The organism is Nostoc sp. ChiSLP03a (genome assembly GCF_034531215.2).
Lineage (GTDB): Bacteria > Cyanobacteriota > Cyanobacteriia > Cyanobacteriales > Nostocaceae > Nostoc.
In genome coordinates this window covers 81205-97457 of sequence record NZ_JAVRBQ020000104.1, presented here as the reverse complement: position 1 = coordinate 97457, position 16253 = coordinate 81205, and the positions used below count along the sequence as shown (strand labels likewise).

Below are 16253 nucleotides of genomic sequence, written 5' to 3'. Positions count from 1 at the left end.
TTACTGATATTTATTGACTTAGCTAGCTCGCGTTATGTGCTGCTGGAGGTAAATCAGTTGGAGTAGGTTGAGAACTTACTCCCACCTCTTCAATTGGTGCGGGTGCTGCCATATCGGACGGTAAAAAGATCCGGGCGCTGACTGCCACTAGAGCAAAAACAAATACCAGTACTACAAGCAGTGGGGCGATGTATTGACGAAAAATAGCCATATTTTAATTGCAAGAAGCTAGGAACTTTTATGAGAACCTAGCTAAAGATTTGTGAAGTATTCTTGATTTATTTTAGCAATTTTCTGTGCATAGGAATTGGGAATGGGGCATTAGGCATTGGGCATTGGGCATTAGGCATTTGTCATTTGTCATTGGTCATTTGTCATTGGTCATTGGTCATTTGTCATTGGTCATTTGTCATTGGTCATTGGGCATTGGTAACTCTTCCCCATTCCCTATTCCCCAGCTCCTCTGCTCCCCTGCTCCCCTGCTCCCCCTGCTCCTCTACTCCCTCTGGCGATCGCTTTCCAAGTCATCAAGTACTCTTTCGCAATACCAGTTCTCCGGCATCCCAGGATAAGTTTCCTTTGCCTGTGCAATTAACCGTTCGGCTGCGGCAGTGTCACCAGATAATTTAGCGATTAGCCTGTTTTTGAGATAGCTATCAGATAAACCCTCCTCAACCTGGGTTGGTATCCCTTGATTTATGGTTGATGGAGTTGATGGTCGGGATTGTTCTCTCCGCAATTGCCAAAATAAAACGTAATAAAGTGTACCAAAAATTAAAATTAGGCTGAGTGTTCCAAAAAAAGTTAGGAGGTTAAATGCTAGAAATCCCAGAACTAACTGCGAGAGAACATAGCCAAGTAATAAACCAGTCAGTAAGAGAATAAATGTGCCGACAGCAATAACTACTTGATTCCCCATATATCCTCTTCTTCGTCGTCAAGTCCTGGTCTGGATAATACTACCACTGGCTTTGGATTCCAAGGGGCAAAGAATGGCAATAATAATAATCCTGGCAAAGCAGCTATTGCTGTCAATAGAAAAAATGTAGACCAGCCTGCGGTTTGTGCCCATGTACCTGCTGGAGCCGTAAGAATATCTCTACTAAAAGCCTGCAAACTCGAAAGTAAGGCGTACTGTGTAGCTGAAAAGCTTTGGTTACAAAGACTCATCAAAAATGCTACAAAAGCAGCAGTTTCTAAACCAGCACAAAATTGTTCTATATTAACGGCAGCTAACATTAGATAAAAGTTTTTACCTACTACTGCTAACGCAAAGAAAGCTAAGTTGCCGACAGCTTGCAAGATGGCGAATATCCACAGCGAACGATTAACACCAATTTTGGTCATTATTGCTCCTGCTGCCAAGGTGCCAACAATGGTAGCGAAAATTCCCAGCGCCCCAGGAAATGCAATGTCGGTTTGAGTGAAATGTAAGCCTTTATCTAACAAAAATGGGGTGGATACATTCTTTAGTAAAGAATCCCCTAACTTGTATATCACAATGAATACCAGGATTAAAAGTGCTTGTAGCCAGCCATGACGCTGGAAAAATTCAATGAACGGTAATTTAACGGCGGCGGATAAAGTCTGAGGCGGGCGATCGCGTAGGACTGGTTCTGGTGCAAAAATAGAAGTTATTAGTCCTACGAGCATCAACAGCGACATCAATAAGTAAACAGCTTGCCAAGGCATCCTATCTGCCAAAAATAGGGTGACATAACCGGTTACTAGAATGGCAATACGATAACCCAATAAATAAATAGATGCTCCAGCACCTCTTTCTTCTACTTCCACGACATCAGTGCGGTAAGCATCAACTAAAATGTCTTGGCTGGCGCTAAAAAAGGCAACGGCTACAGCAGCAATTATTAAAGGTTGTAGCCCTTGGGATGGGTGTTGTAGTGCCATTACAGCTATACCTAACAGTAATGCTACTTGTGTAATTACCAGCCAACCTCTACGTCGCCCCAAAAAAGGCGGTACAAATCTATCTAGTAGAGGCGACCAGAGAAATTTTAAAGAATAGGGCAGCTTTACTAAACTAAAAGCGGCGATCGCTGCCAAGCTAATCCCTTCTTTGGTCAACCAGGCTTGTAATGTCTGACTGGTTAAATATAACGGCAACCCTGATGAGAAGCCAAGAAATAACAAAGCTCCCATCTTCTGGCTGCTAAAAATTCGTAGCAGCGATTTATTTACTTGCACAATCTTGAAGATTCCTTTTTATTTAATTGAATTGCAGTTATCTTGCCATAGCTGCTGTCTAATTTCGTGTAAACACACAAACCTGCTAAGATTTTCTTTATTTAAGATACATATCAGCAATGCTTTAACATTGTGATTATTCCTTAATTTTCCTTAATCGAATAAACCTGATGCCCTTTGATTTCCACTCTGTGGGCAGCAAGGCATTTTTCCCAACCTTCACGAGTGCCGATATGGCTTTTACCCTTGAGCAATCCTAATTTCTCTTCTTGTTGGGTGAGTTTAGCAAATTCTTCGTAGCGTGGGTAGTCGCTGGTAACAAATGTTTCCTTTCGGTGTAAAATCGGCGGATTTGCTCTAGTTTCGTAGTCTCGGTGAGTTATGAAGAGGGTTTTTAAATCAATACCTATGCTGGCTTTTAATGCTGGATGGGGATCGGTGTCGAAATCAGGGTAAGACAGATAGGATATTTGCGGCTTATCAGTGTGATATTTGATTAATGTCGCTCCATCTACACGTCCAATAGTGCGGCTAGCGCAACCTTCACAAATTCGTAGTACGGGGTCAAGTGCTGCTAGTGCGGAAACATGGACATAAAGCGCACCGCGCGTATGTTTACCAATTTTGCTTTTTTCGCAAGCAGTTTGAATTACTCCAGCTTTACCCAAGCTGAAAAGTTTTTGGTCGGCTACAAGGCACGCTTCCTCGTAGCTACTAAAAAAGGCTTTGATATCGTGACGCATTTCTGGAGCTAGTTTTTGCCATGCGGGACGTTTATCAAAGTGAGTCAGGGCGAGATAAACTTGGATATCCAGAGAACGACGATAAGCGATCGCATCCCATTCAGCCTCATCAGTAGCTTGTAAAATTACACCGAATGCACGGCGGAAGTTACCAAATTCGCTCAGTAATTCCTGTTCATTTTCCAATTCGCCTTTTACAGGTAGTCTACCGCGCTTGGTAAAAAAAGCCATTAATGGTTGCAGCTGTTCTTCATAGTCTTCAAACCGTTTTGTGGGGATGCGGACTCGCGGTGTAGAGGTGGTAGAAAAGAAGCGGATAGCTTTGTAACTTTCTTTTTCCGCCTCATCTCGAAAAACAAAGTAAACGCCTAGTGCGATCGGTACTGCATCTACATTTAAGACTTCATCAATATAAGTTTTGAGTTCTTGTTGTTCGTAATATTTCTGAAAAGTATTGCGGCGCGTCACAATGCCATCATTGTAAGCAAGTTGGGTTTTGCTGGGAGCATTAATCAGTATTTGAGCCGCGACAATTAAAACTTTCCCGGTGAGTTCCCAAGCTTGGATTAGGCTTTGACGGCGTTCCTCTGCGTCTTCAATGACGTTGAGGACATAACCCAAGTTCACCACATCGGCGGGGTTACGTGGGACATTGGGATAGTAATAAGGGTCCCAGCCTGTGCTGGTGTAGCCTAAGTTTTTAACTCGCTGAACATCACCACCATAGCCGCAACCGTAGTCAAAAAAAGTAGTGTCTGGATTCACGATTGCCCATTCTATTGCCAATCGCACGGGGCGAGATATGTCAGTGCGAGCGATCGCGGCTCTATGACGCTCGATTTCTAGCGCTTCAGGCATAATATTATTTGTCAGTTAACAGTGAACAGTTAACAGTCAACTAATATCCTTTCAATTTTTAACCGCTAGTTCAATTAAATCTTCAATTTTCTTGATATTTGGATCGCCTGCTAAGTAGCCAATACCGCGATGCAAATGTAAGCGGAATTGGGTGGCGAGGGTTTCTTTATCGGTGGAATAACCATCATTATGACAGCGTTGCTTGAGGGCGAGGAGGAGTATATCGGACATTTCGCCGCCAAAGACGCGCCAAGTCATTTCAACGTTGCTATCCTGGGGAATTGGGACGGGGGAGGGTGTAGTTGCTTCTGCGAGAGAACGACAAAACGCCCAACGGCATAAGATATTCCATTGGTCGATTTTGGTACTGCGTCTGAGTTTGGTAAGTTGGTCTTTAGCTGTTTGGGAGAGTTTTATTCTTTCGATTGGGGATTCCATAATCTTCCTAAAAATTAAAGTATTTTTCGTTCATAAACCCAAACAGTAGCGAACCGCAGTTTCAACTTCAAGCATCTTGGAGTCAGAAAGTTTGCCAGATGGATCAGTAGGAAAGCGATTTGAATCAAAAGAACGAATTTGAAAACATAAGAACACTGTTTCTATAAGCAATTCGCTGTCGTCTGGAGAGACTCGTATATTAGTTGGATAATCACGCTTAATATTTGTTCCTTTCGTGCCGACAATTACAGTCACAACCAAAGGTAATTAATTGATAGCGTCTATAGATAAAACTAAAACTGGTCTTGTTCCTGCCTGTTCTCGACCCAGCACTGGATTAAGATTGACAAAATAAATTTGTCCTCTCTCGATGCTCACAGCTTTTCTAAACCATCCATTTCTGTAATACTAAATTCATTGTTAATACTATTAATTTCTGTTTGTATATCTAAATCAGTAGCCATTGCAACTAGTTGTTCATTCATATATTTAACATTAGTGAATTATTTACTATTTGCTTTCTTTCTTGGACTTGCTTTGTGATACGTTCTAATAGCCATTCTAATTCTTCTAATGACAAAACACGTAGGTCGTTCTCTATTTTTAGTACATGGGGTGAGTTCATAATTGTTTATCTACTTTCCAAAGGTCGTGATATATATTGTAAATATCTTTTTTAGACGATATCTACTACCAAAAATATTGATTTTCTAGTACTGTTGTTTGGCGGGTGGACGAGTCGTATTTGAGGAGATATTCACGGGCGATCGCTTCATTTTCTCGCAGTGTTTCTACTTCTTTTTTGCCAATCTCAGTATCCGTAGAAAGCAAAATTACTTGATGGCTAGCAGATGGAAAGTAACGTTCAACTAAGTTACTGCGGTGAGAAGAGTCTAGTCTACCTAGCGGTGTATCGATTGCTACTGGTAGGCGGTGTCCAGAGACTTTTGCTAAACCCCAGAGGAATGCGATCGCAAGTAGTTGTTTTTCGCCAGCAGAGAGGCGATGTTTAGGGACAGGTTTACCATTTAAATCGTAAAGCAAAAGGCTGAAAGTCTTAGTATCAATGGTAATACGATGCACTAAGTCTGATTTATGCAGCAGATAAAGAAAGCAATTTTTCACTTCCTCCTCTAATTTATTGAGTTTTCGCAGCGTTAATTTTTCCCGAAAAGTCTTGAGTGTTTCTTGAACTTTTGCTGCTGAAGTAATAATATGTTCGCTATTTTTATGTTTAATATTTTCGACAGTATAATCACTTAATTCTTTTTTTGACTTGGCAATAATAGTTTCTAATTCAGCTAAACGACGGCGGATTGTTTCGTAATTAGCTTTAGCTTCAACAACTTGATTTTGTGCCGTTTCTAGTGCTTGACGCAGCTTTGTATAATCTTCTGGCGCTGCTGCTGTTTGCACTTGTCTTTCTAGAGTATGAATTTCTTCTTCTTTATTTTTGAGGATAGCTAATTTTTCCTTTGCAGAAAGTTTAGAATTTTGTAAGTGATAGATTAGATTATCTAGCTGACTTAAAGTTTCATCATCAGCTAATAGCCAAGGTGCTTCTATCTGCATAGTCTTGGCATATAAATTATCGACATCTTGGACTAGAAATGATTGAATTTTGTCAACTTGAATCGGAGAAATTTCTACTTGAGTTAGCCAAGTGAGTAAACGCTGATCTCGTTCAATTAACAAATCTTTAGAAACTTGTACCTGTTGATGGCGAAATTCCTTTTCTCCCTGTGTTTGCACCTGATTAAGCAAGTTGGAAATTAATGCTAAAGGTAAAACATCAGCCGCCAATTGACACATTGACTGACGTACTTGTTCAATTTCCGCAGTTTTTGTATTCTGTTGTAGTTCTAGTTGATTGCGTTCTGCAGCAATCTTTCCACCTTCAGAAATGAATTTATCAAAGGCTTCTTGCTGCTTTTGTTCTAACTCACCTACCTGATTTTTGAGAGTTTCTAGTTTCTCTGTTGTTGTTTGATAATCTTCTTGCTGTTGGGTTAACCTAGTTTCAATTTCTTCTAGGTTGGCTAAATCTTTACTATTACCAACTTCTTTAAGTTTACGATTAACTAAGATATCTAAATCAACTGCTAAACGATCTGCTAACTCTAAACCTAAAAGTCCACGGATTGCGTCTACTACAACTGGTGGTGGTGTTTCTTGTTCTGCGAGTTCTTTAACTTGTTCACCATCAAAGAGAAACAAGTTAGAAATGCCTAATGGCAGAAGATTTTCAATATATTCATCCCAAATATTAACTAAAGCATCAGGCCATGTATCACTGTCACCTAAAATACCTAACGTATCTTTACCGTCTTTAGGATTTTTTGTCCAACTACGCACAACACGGTATTTTATTGGCTTATCATTTTCAATATGTTCAAAAAGTAATTCAATCCGGGTGTCTGCAACTGGGTCTATTTTATTGTTAACACATTGATTTAGAAAATCGCTATAACTTAAATTACCACGGGTAGAACATTGGGCGCGGGGGCCGTAAAGGGCGAGACGAATGGCATCCATGAGGGTAGTTTTTCCGCCGCCATTCATTCCACCTAAGAGGATAATTGGGTGTGAGGTTTCCTGATCAATTTTTGGGTTAAGATTGATTACTTGTTTTCCACTATAGGGGCCAAAGTTTTGTAATACGAGTTCAAGAAATATCATTAGTTTTTAAGATTAACATAAGTTCGACAGCGATCGCAGAAGCAGAAACTTTGTGATAAAAGGAATCAGATAAAATTAATTAGATGGTTTTGTCTGGCGGATTGATAAAAAATATTGTCTATGAAATATAGATAATACCATCACTAACTGTTAAGAAATGCGATCGTATCTGTCTCGGTGTTGGTAAGCGTGGCTAGATTTGCACACCTCCAGCTTGAAAAATCTGTTCGGCGGTTAAATTCAATTCTGGGAAAGTAGGGGAGACAATATGGGTATCGCCTCTAAATTGAGTAACTTGGTACTCACCATCAACTAATTCATAAATGGATATAGTAGGCAGTTTAGGATTGCCAATAAACTTCCTAGCGCCATAAGCTGCGTAATCTATAATCCAATATTCGGGAATACCTATAGCTTCATAGTCAGCTAATTTTTTGTAGTAATCATCTCGCCAATTGCTACTGACAACTTCAATAACCAATGGAATAGATGTAGCTTGAGATACAGTTGATTCTTTTTTCCATAAAGGCTCATTCACTAAATTTGACCGATTGATTATTAAAATGTCTGGTGAATAAGCTGATTCACCTTCAAATGGCTTGACTAATACAGTTTTTGGAATGAAGTAAGGAAGTTTTTGTCGCCCAATTTCGATAGATATATTTAGCGCCAAAAAACCAACAACATCCTCATGATCTCCAACTGGTTGAGCCATTTCAACAATCACGCCATCATGTAATTCGTATCTTCCACCTTCAGGTCGCCAAGCTGCAAAATCTTCAAAAGTTACTAATTTGTGTATGGCTTGAATCATAGAACCTCGCTTGTTTTAAGATAAGCAAACTTTTTTAAACGTTCTTTAAGTAGTTTGCTTGACTCTCGTCTTTTATTATTCTATTCTTATGAATTTTCCTTTTTAAATTTCATACTTGCCCAAGTTACCTCTTCATCACTTTTACTATTACCTTCATCTACTTCATTAATTGCTGTAACATCGCCTAAAGTCATCTGCTTGACTTTTGCAACATCACCTTGACTAACTGCTTCGCTTAATTCGCGCTTCAAACGAGCATTTTTAATCGCATCTTCTGGAGAACGTGAACTCGTATTAAAGCATTTTTCTAAAGTATCGTATATTCCCACGCGACGAGTCTTTTTGCGATACTGGCGTTCTGTATCTAACAATTTCGCCATGAGTTCCAAGTGCATCGCGTCACCTTCACAGATTTCTTCTAATACTATCCATTCATCACGACCTAGTAAGCTATAGTCAGCACCAGGACGGGGATCTTGAAATTCTTCACCAGTCACTTCTTGATAAATCCGGGGTAAGCTATCATCAAATTCGTGTTTTTCTTCTAGCCAAATGCGGCGAATTTCACTCATTTCTTCTAGAGTAATTAGGGTGATGTCGCGCATATTTTCTGGCGCTGTACGACGAGTTTTTGTTTGCGCTTCTAATAATCGTCTGAGCCAATGTTCCCGCCAATATTTTGTATAAGGGCCAGGTATTGGTTCAACAGATATTTCCCCATTTTTATTACGCTCAAAAAGTTGGACTTCACCCCAAATTCTTCTAAAATCTCTTCTGTCTCGGTCATCTTTAATATCTAGTTCGTTACGGATATCTAATAATGGCTGCATCCATTCTTTCTCTTCATCATTTTGGATCATTGCCTCCATTGATTTATCCTTATTGACTAGTGTGCAAACCCAGCAGCCAAATCGGGAATCACCACAGCTAGGAGTAGAAGTATCAACAACTAGTGGACATTCATTATCGGCTGTTGCACCTCGATACATAGTGAATAATTCTTTATTGCTTTGTCCCCAAGGATTATTCCACTGATTCAAATATATCCAGACATCGTTATTACTCCAATCTTCAATAGGGGTATAGATTAAGGAGTTGGGTAAGCTGGCATTAGGACTCAGGCGATCGCGTACTCGATCAACTTGATGCTTTTTCATTGTGGCAGCACGTTTGGCGCTTTCTGCTTTGCGAGTACCCAATACAAGAATTGTTTCACCGTTAGCTCTAACTATTTCACGGATGAATTGATTAGCAGGATTAATTTTTAAGCGTGGTGTACACCAACGAAACTGGTTACGGGGTGCTGGATATCCCTTACCAATAAGATTTACCCAAAATGTGTCTTCAATTACTGGTTGTAGTAGATGTGGATCAATTGGCATCCCGTGTTTTTTAGCAGCTACCTTGAGATTGTGCATGGATTTGCGAACCCAAGCAGACACTACAGGGTTTTCCACCAGAGTATCGGTTGTAATTACATAGACTGTTTTAGTTCTTTTCTCTGGAGGAAGAGCAGCGATCGCATTCCATACAAGCTGCAATACTGTGCTAGAATCCTTTCCCCAAGACACGCCTAAAACCCAAGGAATCTCATCTAAACAATACAATTCTTGAATTTCAATGGTGAGAGCTTGGATGTAGTCCACTAACTCTGCTACAGTACGTGTTTGCTGACCTTTATTTTCTGCTTGTTGTGCTGTAGTCATTTCTCCTTATCTCTGGAAACACTGGCTTAATATCCGGGTGAATAGAATTCGCGTTTACATACACAAAACCCGCCGAACTGGACTTAAGAAAAGTTTTTAAAAACTTTACTACTAATTTCAAAATTTTTGGATAATTAAACGACATAATCCTATTCTGTTTTTAAAATTTAACATGAAAGATAGTGCATCTGACCCCACTGCTGACATCGCTAGAGAATACCTGGAACGAGAAAACAAGGAAAAACAGGTACTAGCTTTACTCCTAGAGAAGTTTTTAGGGAGAAAAGATCAGATTCTCGTTCAAAAAACCGAGATGGGTGGTACTGAAGCTTATGTTAGCTCTGTTACACTGGAATGGTTTGCAGGTCGGGTTCACTTCGCCTCTGGCTTACCTCTGTTTCAAAAAAAGTATAATCCTGAAACTGATAATGTCGAGATTGACGCGGATAGTATTGATGAAATTCAACAGCGTCCGCTTGATTGGTCACGTCAAGCGCCACTAGTGCAGTATTTAGCAGCTCGACACAACCATAAGTTTCCGCCAGTGCTAGTAGTAATTAATCAACCGTGGGTGGATAATCCCAAAGCTGCTGAGTGGGATAGCGAAGGACGCGCCACAAAGTCTACTACTGATTTTATCCCCTTAGATAAAGACGCTAAAGTAGGTCTGCTAAATATTTCTGAGGATGATGTAACCATTTATGCACTGGATGGTCAACACCGATTAATGGGTGTACAGGGATTGATGGAGTTAATCAAAACTCGTAAACTCCAGCGCTATAAAAAAGATAAAGGTGCTGATGACAATTTTATTACAGTCAATGATTTGATAGAAAAGTACCAAGTAGACCTTGCTTACTTGCAAAATTTACCCAAGGAAAAAATTGGTATTGAGTTCATCTGTGCGGTAGCGACTGGGGAAACTCGCACCCAGGCGAGGCGCAGAGTAAGATCGATTTTTGTTCATGTCAACCTGATGGCTGCACCGTTGACTAAAGGTCAGCTAACACAGTTGAATGAAGATGATGGTTTTGCGATCGTTGCTAGAAAAATTGCAGTTACACATCCACTATTAGAACAACGACAAGAGCGCAATCCTCGTGTTAATTGGAATAGTGCAACAGTGGCTTCCAATTCTACAGTTTTGACGACTTTGCAAGCTTTGCAAGATATGTCTGAGCGATATTTAGTTCATAAGTTTCCTCACTGGAAACCCTTGGAGAAAGGTCTAATTCCCATGCGTCCAGAGGATGAAGAACTTGAGCAGGGGATAGAGGAATTTAGCAAGCTATTTGATAATTTGGCTAGTCTTTCCAGTTATAAGATTTTAGAACACGAGGATACACCAGCTTTGCGGCGCTTTAGCTTTGAGAAGAATGGAGGTGAAGGAAATATGCTTTTCCGTCCGGTTGCTCAAGTCGCATTGGCGCAAGCTTTGGGAATTTTGGTATTTAAAAAAGGTTTTTCCCTAGCAGATATTTTTAAGAAGTTGCGGAAGTTTGACCAACAAGGGGGCTTTAGTGGTATGGAATATTTCCAATCTCTTTGGTATGCGGTTTTGTATGACCCAAATAAAAAGCGGGTGCAGGTTGCCGGACGAGATTTAGCGGCGAAGTTATTGGTTTACATCCTGGGTGGAATTCAGGAACAGATGGAACGTGCTGAACTTCGTAAAGCTTTGGCGGATGCTAGGACTGTTGAAAATAAAACTATAGGTTTTGATGGCGAGTTTGTTGAACCGAAAGCAGTAGGACTTCCACATATTCTGAACTAGCCAAGTTAAGTATGAATTTTTCGGTGTGGTTTTTACCGATGCTACAGCCTATAAGGGTTGCATATCATGTTTGCTAACATCTACTACTAATTTATATTAGGTATTGATATGGTTCAACCAATTGAGGATGCTAATAATAACATTTCTCCTCAGATCAAAGCTCAGTTTAGCTCCTTTATTGAGCCATTTTTCTCACAATATCATCGCGATCGCTGCTATCCAGGACTTATTTTTAGGCAAGGAAAGCGCACTATGCTACAAATTAATGTACCTGCAAGTGACTTTTCTGGTCTTCTCCAAGCCAAACATCCACCGGAAATGATCCTGATTCTGGTAAAAACCGCCCAGAGGTTAAAGGTCATGCTGATGAAATTAAAAAATATATTGTTGACCGTTCCCGGAAAGAAAAACCCTGGATTGTAGGAACTTTGACTGCTAATGTCGCTCCAAAGGACATAACAATTCTTGAACTTGGTAGGGGTATTTGTTTAGTTGTTATTCGTCGTGGAGTCAAATTAGATATAACTGATGGGCAACATCGTAAACGTGCCATTCACGAATTGATAGAAAGTACTGAAAGCCACTTAATTAGTGATGATGATTTTGCAATTACTCTAGTTTTAGAGGGTGACTTTCACCAGTGTCAGGCAGATTTCAGAGACATGGCTCAAACCAAACAACTAGATAAATCATTGTTATTATCATTTGGTGAGTTCTCTGGTCGAGTTGGCATTACTAAAGAATTAATAAAACGAGTACCAATGTTTCAGGGTAAGACAGAGAAGATTAAATCAAGTCCTGCAACTAAACAAAAACTGATTTACACAACTAATTTTATAGCTAGGTTTGTAAGTTGCGTTTTTACTAACGATCCAAGTAATCAGCTTCGAGATTATGATGTTTATCAAGCATCTGATGCTTTGGTTATTTGTCTTAATAAGTTTTTCTCAGAATGCAGTAACACTGAGTATATTGCTGATACAACTGTTGAAGAAATAACAGAAGATGAAGTCGCTGCATTTAAAGAAGACTGTATTCTAGGTATAAGCGTTGGGCTGGAAGTTTTAGGGCGTTTATTGCACTATATATATGATCCAGAAAACAATTATTTTAATGAAGAAAAAGTTTCACAACTAGCACAGCTAGATTGGTCAAGAGAAAATCAACTTTGGAAGGATAATGTAGTTAGAATAAATGCCCAACCTAAAAATCCAGACAAGCCTTATAAAATATCTGCTACTGTTAGTGCAGTAACAGATGCAGTCAAAACAGTAAAAATTACACTGGGGTGGATGTAACGCTTTTGATTTTAAGCATTGCTTTAAGACTAAGATAGGAATTTGGTTAGATCAAATTCCTCATCTTTTTGTTCTGTATTAGTTCTCTCATAACTGAGAAATAAGAAAAGTCGCTCTGAATAGTCTACTGCGCCATGCAGTTCATTTTGTATAATTTCTAAACCACCATTAGCATACTCTTCAAAAATGTGAATACGTTGCTCATCAGCAACATTATCATCGTCTAGAATCTTAATATTTTCTGTTTCGGTAATAGCTAACAAATTAATCAACAGAGTGAAGCTGCTAGTAAAATAATCTTGTCGCAGTGGGGATAAATCTTTAGAAATTACGTCTAAAGGAACGCGCTTTTTATATTTAACGCCTAAAGCTGCTGCAAACACCATTACTTCTACATAAGTTTGAAAAGGTCCAGTTGTGTCTTTTGATGCTACTAGAGATTTCACTAATTCAGCCTTATCTTTAGCAACCCTGATTCTATTTGCAGCCATGATATTAATATTTACATTGTTGCGATCTTAACCGATAGCGAAAAGCGATCGCTACGTTTACGCACTTGCCAAGGTATTATTTTATAATAGTATGTGGGCGATCGCTAAACAAACAAATTATCTACTAACATAGTCCATCTTCCCTCTCTTCCCTCTGCGTCTTCTGCACCTTTTTTGCGAAGCTGGTTCGTAAAATACACAATCACACAGTCTACTCAAATAGGAAATTGAACGTTCTCATACACCAAAGATATTGGAAAGTGGAAATCAATGCTGGTTAAATAAACCTCATCCCCTGCTTCATAAGGGTGTAACTCCCAGAGTCCTCTATCATTTAACCGGAAGCAATCTAAACCAATTTTTTCAGCATCAATAAGGACGTATTCTTGCAAAGTCTGAATACGACGATACCACGTAAATTTTGTACCTCTATCGTAAGCTTCCGTACTTGGGGACAGAACTTCAACAATTAAACAAGGATATTGGAGAAATTGAATAGCTTGTTTGTCCCGTTCATCGCAACTCACCACAACATCGGGATAATGAAAAGGCCCGTTTTCAGATACACCTACTTTCCCATCCGCCATATTCACACGACAACCACTTCCTCTCAGGTGACTTTTTAACGCTGAAGCTAAGTTTAAAGCAATATCATTATGGGGAAGAGTACCCCCAGTCATGGCGAAAACTTCACCATCAATATATTCGTATTTAATTTCTTGATCTTGTTCCCATTCCAGATATTCCTGGGGAGACATATAATTTCTGTCTGGACTTGCCACCATCACCTCATTCCTCCTTTTTCTCAACTGTAACTAAAAAACCTCCGCGCCTCTGCGTGAGTAATTACCCATCTCGTTCAACTGCGATAATTTCCGTATATTCAAACTCATTTGGACTTTGTTTTACCAAAGGATATCTTTCCCCACCCAACTCAATATAATCTTGTTCGCAATCTGGCTTAGAAGAATAATACGTAAGCACATATTCTCTCCCAATTCTATTTGTCATTTCTGCTTCTACTTCACCCCGCCACTGAGTTTTAGTTACTAAAACTATCAACTGATTCGCTAATTGGGGAATTGTCTTCGCAATGTGTCGCCGCGAATTCTCATCCAAACTACCGAAGGGTGAATCCATAACAATTGGGAAAGTGCTACTATCGGGAATCATCATCATTTTTCGCTTCTCACTCCATTCCCTTACTTTGTCAATAATGCTAGCAATAAAAGATAAACTGAGAATTTGATTCTCCCCGGTAGATGCTGCAACTGGTGCTTCCACACCTGTAGTATTTTCTACTAATGTCAGTTCATATTTTTCACTAATTTTAGGAATGTATGGAGTTACAGAAATTTCCGTGAATATCTCTTGTACTCGCTTTTCTAGTTGCAGGCGAAATTGTTGCTCTTGACGATTTCTAACTTCCGTTAACCGTTCAATTGCATCTTGAGCGGCGTTAATTCGTCGTTGTGCTAAAGTTTGCTTGTCTTCATTCAGCTTTTGCTTGGCAATTTGTTTATTTAAACCTTCAATTTCAGTTGTGAGTTGAGCAATTTGCTGCTGATTTGCACCTTGCTCTCGATTTAATTCATCAATTTTACTTTCAATTTCATCTAAACGTTTTTGCAAACTGCTAATTTCTTCATTAGCATCTTTTCGCAACCGTTCTTGAATATTATCTAAGTCGCCTTCAATTTGAGATATGCTTTGCCTTAACTGATTAATCCTATTTTGTTCTCTATCAACTTCTTCCCAAAAACCTATTGCTTGCTTATCAATTTCATCTACTTGAGCGCTCATGCGAATTGCAGTTTCTTCCACCGCCGAGGAGCCGGCTTTATTTAACCAAATACTCACATGAGTATGAGAATGATTACCCTCGTGTAATTCTGCACCACAAATACAGCGTTGAGAATTGAGTAAATCACTGACAAATTCCCGCGAAATTCCTGATGTTAACTCACCTCGCTGCTTCAAATCGTTGATAATCTCTCGAAACTGGGATGTAGTTTCTGAGAGTAAAACTGTATAACCCCGCGCAGAGATAACTTTTTTCAGTGCTTCTTTGGTTTTTTTATATTCTTCTTGATTTGCTACTTTCTGCGATTCTAAATTCTGCCATCTTTCTTGCAATTCCTTAGCAGCGCTCAGTTCTCGCAAACGGTTACTTGTCTCTTTTTTAAAAGTTTGTTGATATTCTAACTCTTCTTTAATTTCAATTTGCCGTTTGGTAATGCGTTCGCGTTCGCGTTCTATTTTTTCTTGTTGTCGTAACAGTTGTTTAGTTTGGGAATCACCAATCGCTTTTAACTCATTTTCTAAAGATTTTTTAGCATCTCCCAAATGTCTGATTGAACGGTTGATTACTTCTACACCCAAGAAGATTTTTGTAGCTTCAGCAATTTCAGCTTTTTTATCAGAACGGACTATTTCTTCAATTCGTTCGCCGTCAAAGAAAAAATATTGATGTAAAGTAGCGGGTAAAATTTGATTAATTATATCGTCTGGTTGCTGAGTTGGTATATTCCATTTGCCATCATCTGCACCAACCCACATGGTTAATTGAGTTTTGCCAGCGTCAAAATCACCTTCGTTTTTGTAACCCCGACAGGCGCGTTTAACTCGATAGCGTTTACCTTCATGTTCCCAGCCAATTTCTACCCAACATTCTACAACTTGACCTTTTTGAGCTTCTGCGATCACACGCTTATTTACTAACTGTTCTATTGATGCAAATGCTGCACTAAATTTTTCATATAATACCCAAGTAAAGGCATTTAGTAAACTGGTTTTTCCTGAGCCATTATTACCATGAATAATCGTTGTGTTTTGAATATCTCCACCAGCCAGAAGCATCTCTGGTGTCGTACCATAAAAGGAGCGAAAGTTGCAGAGCTTGATTGAAGTCAGCTTCATCGCACCTCTTCCTTAATAATGTCTAAAATATTATCATTTATATGGCTGTTAATCTTTTTATCTAGTCTGCCTTTTTCCAGCTTCCATACCCGCTCAATAATTTGCCGTACTTCCGGCGGAGCGCTGGTTATTGGCTCCTGCACATCATCGATATTCGCATCTTGTGACATCTTCAGTTTGGAAATATAGATTTTCTATATTTTAACTTTCTCTAGTACTGCATTTACCTCCGTAAAGCCACTGTTAGCGTTATCTTTCATTTTGCCAAAACTACTTTTTCAAATTTATAATTTTATTTGAAAAAAGACTTTATTCTTGAATTGTCTTC

At 39.3% G+C, this 16253-nt stretch carries 15 protein-coding genes and 1 pseudogene; 3 read left to right on the top strand and 13 right to left on the bottom strand.

Translation table 11 applies throughout. The annotated features are described in order from the left end of the window. Window positions 1–22 precede the first annotated feature (22 nt). The 9 genes and pseudogenes from RMY32_RS17530 to dndC form a co-directional block, all read right to left on the bottom strand. Window positions 23–211, bottom strand: coding sequence for a hypothetical protein (locus RMY32_RS17530; RefSeq protein WP_322710173.1), 189 nt, complete (start codon window positions 209–211; stop codon window positions 23–25). Between the two features lie 285 nt (window positions 212–496). Continuing rightward, window positions 497–919, bottom strand: coding sequence for an ABC transporter permease (locus tag RMY32_RS17525; protein WP_322685134.1), 423 nt, complete (start codon window positions 917–919; stop codon window positions 497–499). After that, the gene (locus RMY32_RS17520) at window positions 904–2205 is read right to left on the bottom strand and encodes an AmpG family muropeptide MFS transporter (RefSeq protein ID WP_322710171.1); all 1302 of its coding nucleotides are present in this window, start codon (window positions 2203–2205) and stop codon (window positions 904–906) included. Before RMY32_RS17520 ends, RMY32_RS17525 begins: the two co-directional genes overlap by 16 nt. A 143-nt stretch (window positions 2206–2348) precedes the next feature. Beyond that, on the bottom strand, window positions 2349–3806 hold the full coding sequence (locus RMY32_RS17515) for a DNA phosphorothioation-associated putative methyltransferase (protein WP_322710169.1): 1458 nt from the start codon (window positions 3804–3806) through the stop codon (window positions 2349–2351). Between the two features lie 51 nt (window positions 3807–3857). Next, window positions 3858–4244, bottom strand: a complete 387-nt coding sequence (gene dndE, locus RMY32_RS17510) for a DNA sulfur modification protein DndE (RefSeq protein WP_322710168.1) — start codon at window positions 4242–4244, stop codon at window positions 3858–3860. 30 nt (window positions 4245–4274) lie between these two features. Beyond that, window positions 4275–4622 (bottom strand): annotated as a pseudogene (locus tag RMY32_RS17505) (type II toxin-antitoxin system PemK/MazF family toxin). Window positions 4623–4934: 312 nt separating this feature from the next. After that, complete coding sequence (gene dndD / locus RMY32_RS17500; protein WP_322710167.1) at window positions 4935–6923, bottom strand: DNA sulfur modification protein DndD; 1989 nt, start codon at window positions 6921–6923, stop codon at window positions 4935–4937. A gap of 193 nt (window positions 6924–7116) precedes the next feature. After that, window positions 7117–7737 carry a Uma2 family endonuclease gene (locus RMY32_RS17495; protein ID WP_322710166.1) on the bottom strand — a complete coding sequence of 207 codons (621 nt, stop codon included), beginning with the start codon at window positions 7735–7737 and terminating at the stop codon, window positions 7117–7119. A gap of 86 nt (window positions 7738–7823) precedes the next feature. Further along, a complete protein-coding gene (gene dndC, locus RMY32_RS17490; RefSeq protein ID WP_322710165.1) occupies window positions 7824–9443 on the bottom strand; it encodes a DNA phosphorothioation system sulfurtransferase DndC in 1620 nt (539 codons plus the stop codon). 172 nt (window positions 9444–9615) lie between these two features. Here dndC and RMY32_RS17485 point away from each other — a divergent pair, with 172 nt between their 5' ends. The 3 genes from RMY32_RS17485 (at window position 9616) to RMY32_RS17475 (ending at window position 12515) form a co-directional block, all read left to right on the top strand. Further along, complete coding sequence (locus RMY32_RS17485; RefSeq protein ID WP_322710164.1) at window positions 9616–11217, top strand: DGQHR domain-containing protein; 1602 nt, start codon at window positions 9616–9618, stop codon at window positions 11215–11217. A gap of 108 nt (window positions 11218–11325) precedes the next feature. Beyond that, a complete protein-coding gene (locus RMY32_RS17480) occupies window positions 11326–11640 on the top strand; it encodes a hypothetical protein (protein WP_322710163.1) in 315 nt (104 codons plus the stop codon). Then, the gene (locus RMY32_RS17475; RefSeq protein WP_409883310.1) at window positions 11589–12515 is read left to right on the top strand and encodes a DNA sulfur modification protein DndB; all 927 of its coding nucleotides are present in this window, start codon (window positions 11589–11591) and stop codon (window positions 12513–12515) included. Before RMY32_RS17480 ends, RMY32_RS17475 begins: the two co-directional genes overlap by 52 nt. Window positions 12516–12544: 29 nt before the next feature. On the opposite strand, the gene RMY32_RS17470 is transcribed toward RMY32_RS17475, so the two are convergent. The 4 genes from RMY32_RS17470 to RMY32_RS17455 form a co-directional block, all read right to left on the bottom strand. Beyond that, a complete protein-coding gene (locus RMY32_RS17470) occupies window positions 12545–13006 on the bottom strand; it encodes a DNA phosphorothioation-associated protein 4 (protein ID WP_322710162.1) in 462 nt (153 codons plus the stop codon). A 215-nt stretch (window positions 13007–13221) separates the two neighbouring features. Beyond that, window positions 13222–13791, bottom strand: a complete 570-nt coding sequence (locus RMY32_RS17465; protein WP_322710161.1) for a Uma2 family endonuclease — start codon at window positions 13789–13791, stop codon at window positions 13222–13224. A 61-nt stretch (window positions 13792–13852) separates the two neighbouring features. Further along, window positions 13853–15925 (bottom strand): AAA family ATPase, encoded by a 2073-nt coding sequence (locus RMY32_RS17460; protein ID WP_322710160.1) that lies wholly within the window; start codon window positions 15923–15925, stop codon window positions 13853–13855. Then, a complete protein-coding gene (locus RMY32_RS17455; protein WP_194043855.1) occupies window positions 15922–16095 on the bottom strand; it encodes a hypothetical protein in 174 nt (57 codons plus the stop codon). Before RMY32_RS17455 ends, RMY32_RS17460 begins: the two co-directional genes overlap by 4 nt. Window positions 16096–16253: the final 158 nt, after the last annotated feature.